A 4,993-nucleotide genomic window follows, 5' to 3' on the forward strand; every position below is an offset into this window, starting at 1 on the left:
GAAGGACACGTATGAGGAAGCGCTCAAAAAGGGCGACACGGCCGCGCACCTGTCGGTGACGCGCGAAGGGCTCGCCGTCGCGACCTTCGCGAATCTGCTCCCCGGCGAAGAACTCACACTCGAAGTGGAGAGCGTCGCCCGCACCACGTGGTGCGACGGGACCGTGCGGATCCGCGTCCCGGTGGTGGTGGACGCTCGGTTTGACGCCGACGGTTCGGCGGGAGGCCTCCCTCCCGAAGCCGTCCCCGTCACGGACCTCGCGGCGAGCTACCCGCTCACGATCCGCGCAACGCTATCCGGCGCGCACACGCATGGTCGCATCAGCATGCCCTCGCACCCGGGGGCGAAGATCGTCCGGGTGACGGGTGAAGGCGCTGAACGTGCCGAGGGTGAAGAAAAGGATGAAGGCAAAGGTGAGGAATGCGGCTCGGTCCGCATCGAGCAGAAAGGCGCGCTCGACCGCGACGTCGTGATCCGCATCGACCGCTTGATGCCGTCCGGCTACGCCGCGGTGATCCCCTCGCGCTTTCACCCGCGGCCCTTGGCGGTCACGCGCCGCGACGTCCCCTCGACCCGAAGCGGCGAACCCCTGCGGCTGATCGTCCTCGCCGACTGTTCGGGTTCGATGGAGGGGCTCTCCATCCGGCAGCTCCGCAAGGCGCTCATGACTTTGCCCGGGCTTCTCCTTGCCGACGACGAGATCGGCCTCATCGCCTTCGGGACGGAAGCCCGGCACCTGCAGTGCTTCCGCCCGGTGCGGTCCTGCAAATCCCAGTGGCGCACGATCGTCTCGCAGCTGGAGGCCGACATGGGCGGGACGATGTTCGACCGCGCCTTCCGCGCGGCGCTCCTCGGCTTCGCGGTGCGGCGCACGTGGGATGAGAACGGCGACGCGTACGTTCGGGATCCCTTCAACGCGCACATGCGCGTCCCGAACGGCGAGCGCGAGGTGCTCCTCATCACGGACGGCGAGGTCTACGGCGTGGAGGCGCGCCTCAAGGCGCTCGCGGCGACGGGGCTCCGCGCGCACGTGCTGGGCGTGGGCACCGCGCCCGGGGACACGCTTCTCTCGCGCCTTGCGCAGGCGACCCGCGGCTCATGCCGCTTCGTGCTCCCGTCGGAAGACGCCGCCCCGGCGCTCGCGCACCTTGTGAACGCCGCACGCCAGGATCCGCCCGTCGACGGCGACTTCCCCGGGACGAGGGTCAACCGCATCATGATGGTGCCCGATAGGAAGGTGAAGCTCGATTCCACCGACCTCCCCGACGCCTGCCCCATGACCGTCTCCCTTTTGGACGCCCTGCACACGAACCCCCGGGACCCGCTTGCGCACGCCTGGGACCACCTCGAAGCTGCCCGGGAGATCCAAAGGATGGAGGTGATGCGTGAGGTGAAGCTCACGCCCTAGGACGCCGACCGGCTCGCGCGCTTTGCGGTCTTCGGACGCGTCACCGGGACGGGTTCGAGGGACGAACGGGCGGTGCTTGAAGCCGAGAACCTGGCGGTGGAGGCGAATCTCCTGACGCTGCGCACCGCGTTGGTGTTGGTGAAGGCGCGTGCGGAAGATGAGAAGCCCACGGTGCTTCCCACCACGGCGGTCGTGCCGCAGATGGCGGTGGCGGGACGGGACTACCTCGCCGCGGTCTGCCGTGCGCCGGCCGTCGGAGGGCCGGCTTTGGGGTGCCTTACCGAGCTGAGTGTCAACACGAGCGTCGACCGGGACGTCGACTTCGACGCCCATCCCGGCATCGACCCCGCCGTCGACGCCCCGAAGGGTCCCGTCTTGTTCGACGGCCTCTTCCGGCCGCAGGGGCTCGATGATGCGAACGGCGGCGATGATGATGACGACGCTTCCGACGGGTCGGACGGTTCCGACGATGCGATCTTCGACGCCGTGCTGGTCGACCGGACGACGCTCCGTCGCCGGCTCGTGCGGCGGAAGCGCCCGGGCGACGACTTCACCCGCTGCCAGATCCTCGACCCCCGCTTCGTCTACGGGAACCCCGCCCTGGAGAAGCTCGTGGGCCAACTCTGGGGCCTCTACGGCAACCGTGCCGAAGTGGTGGAGGGGCACTTCCCCTCGGCGGAGGAAGTGATCCGGAGGCTCATCGCCACGCGGGAAGTCTTCCGGTGGTGGAAGATGAACCCGATGAACGACGACCACATCGAGTTCCTCCGCGAGGACCTCATCACGCTCTTCGGGACGACCTTCACTTCCTGGCTCTGGAACGATCCCACGGGCCAGGTCGGCCCCGGCGTGAGCTTCGTCGAGCGCTTCGCGGCGCTGGTGCTCCAGGCCGCGGGGATGGTGGACCGGGAGAAGTTCGACAATGTGGACCGTCCCGAAATCGAGGCGTTGGAGGAAAAGGCCGAACGGGTGCTCCTCCGGGTGGGCGGGTACCTTCTGGAGGAAGAGTTCCGGCCGGTTGCGGCGAAGCGCTTCGCTGCGGTCGATGAGCCGACCGTCACCATCCACAGAGTTCTTCATGCGCGCCGGCCGGCCGACTCTCCGCTGGAGAATGGGGGGAAGGAGGCGGGAATGAAGCGGAAGGGAAGCCAAGTGCGGACGCTGCGGCCTCGCCTTCCTTTGCGGGTAATCCCGCGAACCGCGCCCGAACCGCCCTGAGGCCGCGAGACAACCGGGACCCGCGGCTTCCTGGGCGGCCGGGACGCCTTCGCAGAGCGTCCGTCCCCCGGTAGAAGGCCCGTCCGCAGAGCCGTCCGCACCTTCACGATCTTGGCGGGCGAATCCGCCGGGAGCCGTGAAGCGGCTCAAGCCGAACGTCCGGAAACGCAACATTCCGCGCTTTTCAGGAAAGGACGACTTATGAGGCGCTCGGGCTGAAGGTAGAGGCCGCTTCGGCCTTCCCGAGCGGGGCGCAGGAAGCGCGCGGGAAAGCGCTCGGCGGTAGGGACCCGTCTACCCCACGCCCCGGGCAACCGCGGGGCATCCCCCGTCCGGGACGCCGAGAAAAATTTCCGCAATCCCGCCCCAAGCCGGATTTCCGGTGTTATCGTTTCCGTGGGGTTGGATTCAAAGTATGGGCACTTTGATCCACAACCGATGGGGTCCGGTAGGCAAGCCGGACCCCATCTTTCTTTTCGGCTCCGCCAATCGGCGGAAAACGGCTCAAGACGGTTGATGGCGGCCGAACCTCCAAGTCCTCATCCTCCGAGCTTCCGGGCCGCGCCAGAAACGCAACAGAAGTTTTGCGTTCTCTCGTTTGAGATTCCCGAACACCCAAAAGCCACCGCCCGCGGGGATGGAATCCGCCGCGGGCGATGTTCAGAGGTTGGCCCGGCACTTCCGTCGCCCCCTTCGGCGCTGCCTGCGCCGGCGACGGTGCCCTGCGGGCCGTAAGTCGGTGTTGAAGGTCAGATGAGACCCTTCGCCCGGAAGCTCTTCAGCACCCTGACGAAGGCCTTCATCTCGCCGGGGGTGCCGAGCGTCAAGCGGCTCCAGTTGTCAAAGGGCGCAAAGGTGCGGCCCACGAAGATGTTCTCGGCGGCCATCGCCTTCTGGTAGTCGGCGTTGCTGCCCTTCACTTCGTGGTAGATGAAGTTCGCCTGGGTGTCGAGGTACTTGATGCCAAGTTCTTTGAGCGCCGCGACCACGATCGCCTTCGAGGCCTTGGTCGATTCGAGCGAGGTCTTGAGGTACGCCGCGTCGGCGAGCGTCGCCGTGGCGGCGACCGCGGACGCGAGGTTGATGTTGTCGATCGATTCGAAGTTGTCGATTTCGGCGTTGACTTCAGGGGTCGCGATGCCGTAGCCCAAACGGAGGCCCGCGAGCGCATAGAGCTTCGAGAAGGTCTTCGCGACCATCAGGTTGGTGAGGCCCTGCTTCACGAGTTCGATCCCGGACTCGAACGCCGGATCTTCGACGTACTCGCCGTAGGCTTCGTCCACGAGGAAGAAGACCGGGGCCTTCGCCGCGGCGCAGTCCTTGATCCAGGCGGAGAGTTCGTTCTTGCCCGTGACCGTGCCGGTCGGGTTGTTCGGGTTGCAGAAGTACACGATCGTGAAGCCGTCGAAATTCTTCGCGGCGGCCTTCATCGCGGCCATGTCGACGGCGAGCGTGTCCTTCTGGAGGACGACGTCGTTGACGGGCACGTGCAGCGCTTCGACGTAGGCGGCCGCGACGCCGAAGGTGGGCGTGGGCTCCAGCACCTGCACCTTCTGACCGGCGTTCTTCGCCGCTTCGACCTTCGCGGCGATGATCGCCTGGATCACCTGCGAGCTCCCGGCACCCAACGTCACCTGCTTCGCATCGACGCCGTGCATCTTCGCGATGGCGGCGCGGGCGGCTTCCTTCGCGTCGTCCGGATAGCGGTGGCCGTTCACGAGCGCGTCGGCGACGGCCTTCTTGGCGGAAGGCGCCATGCCGAGGGAATTCTCGTTGAAGTTCAGAAGCACCGGATTCGCTTTCGACGGCACGACTTCGGTCGTGACGTCCGCCGCGGGGGCCGCGGCCTTGACGGCGGGAACGATCCCGGCCAAAGCGGAACCGGCAAGAGCGGCGGTGGAGAAGAACTGGCGGCGGTTGAGCATGACGATGGTCCTTTCGAGTGTGGGTCTGGTATTCGGTCTGCGGCGGCTCCCGGGGGTGTTCCGGCACATTCCGGATCCAGCGGGGCGCGCATTCAATCGAAGGTTACCGACCGGGCGTGCGTCCCGGGCCACTCCCCTCTAGGGTGTTTCTCCAAGACCGGTCAGGATTCGTCAAGTCTTTGATTTTCTTATGTTTTTGGTCGACCGGGCGCGTCGATATTGTCGACCGATGCCGACCACGGGCGGGCGAGTGGTCGTGGCCGGTCGAGCCATTGGGGACCGGCGTGACGGGCGCGGTGAGGTGCGGCGGGGCGTGCGACCGGGCGGCGCAGACGCGGGCGCTCCCAGGCCCAGAAACGTCAAAACCCCGGCCTCATCGTTCGAGGTCGGGGTTTCGGAATGGTGAGCCTGCCGATGTCCTACTTTCACTGGAAATACAACC

The 4,993-nt window shown here is 66.7% G+C and carries 3 protein-coding genes; 2 read left to right on the forward strand and 1 reads right to left on the reverse strand.

Going from position 1 to position 4,993, the window contains the following annotated elements; translation table 11 throughout:
* Window positions 1-1,408, forward strand: a 1,408-nt coding sequence (locus HMPREF9440_RS02845; protein ID WP_008541321.1) for a VWA domain-containing protein, incomplete at its 5' end; no start/stop codon positions are given.
* Window positions 1,409-1,480: 72 nt separating this feature from the next.
* Window positions 1,481-2,626, forward strand: a complete 1,146-nt coding sequence (locus HMPREF9440_RS02850; RefSeq protein WP_008541322.1) for a hypothetical protein — start codon at window positions 1,481-1,483, stop codon at window positions 2,624-2,626.
* A gap of 749 nt (window positions 2,627-3,375) precedes the next feature.
* Here HMPREF9440_RS02850 and HMPREF9440_RS02855 read toward each other — a convergent pair.
* Window positions 3,376-4,551 carry a pyridoxal phosphate-dependent aminotransferase gene (locus tag HMPREF9440_RS02855; protein WP_008541327.1) on the reverse strand — a complete coding sequence of 392 codons (1,176 nt, stop codon included), beginning with the start codon at window positions 4,549-4,551 and terminating at the stop codon, window positions 3,376-3,378.
* Window positions 4,552-4,993: the final 442 nt, after the last annotated feature.

The sequence above is a fragment of the Sutterella parvirubra YIT 11816 genome (assembly GCF_000250875.1).
GTDB lineage: Bacteria > Pseudomonadota > Gammaproteobacteria > Burkholderiales > Burkholderiaceae_F > Sutterella > Sutterella parvirubra.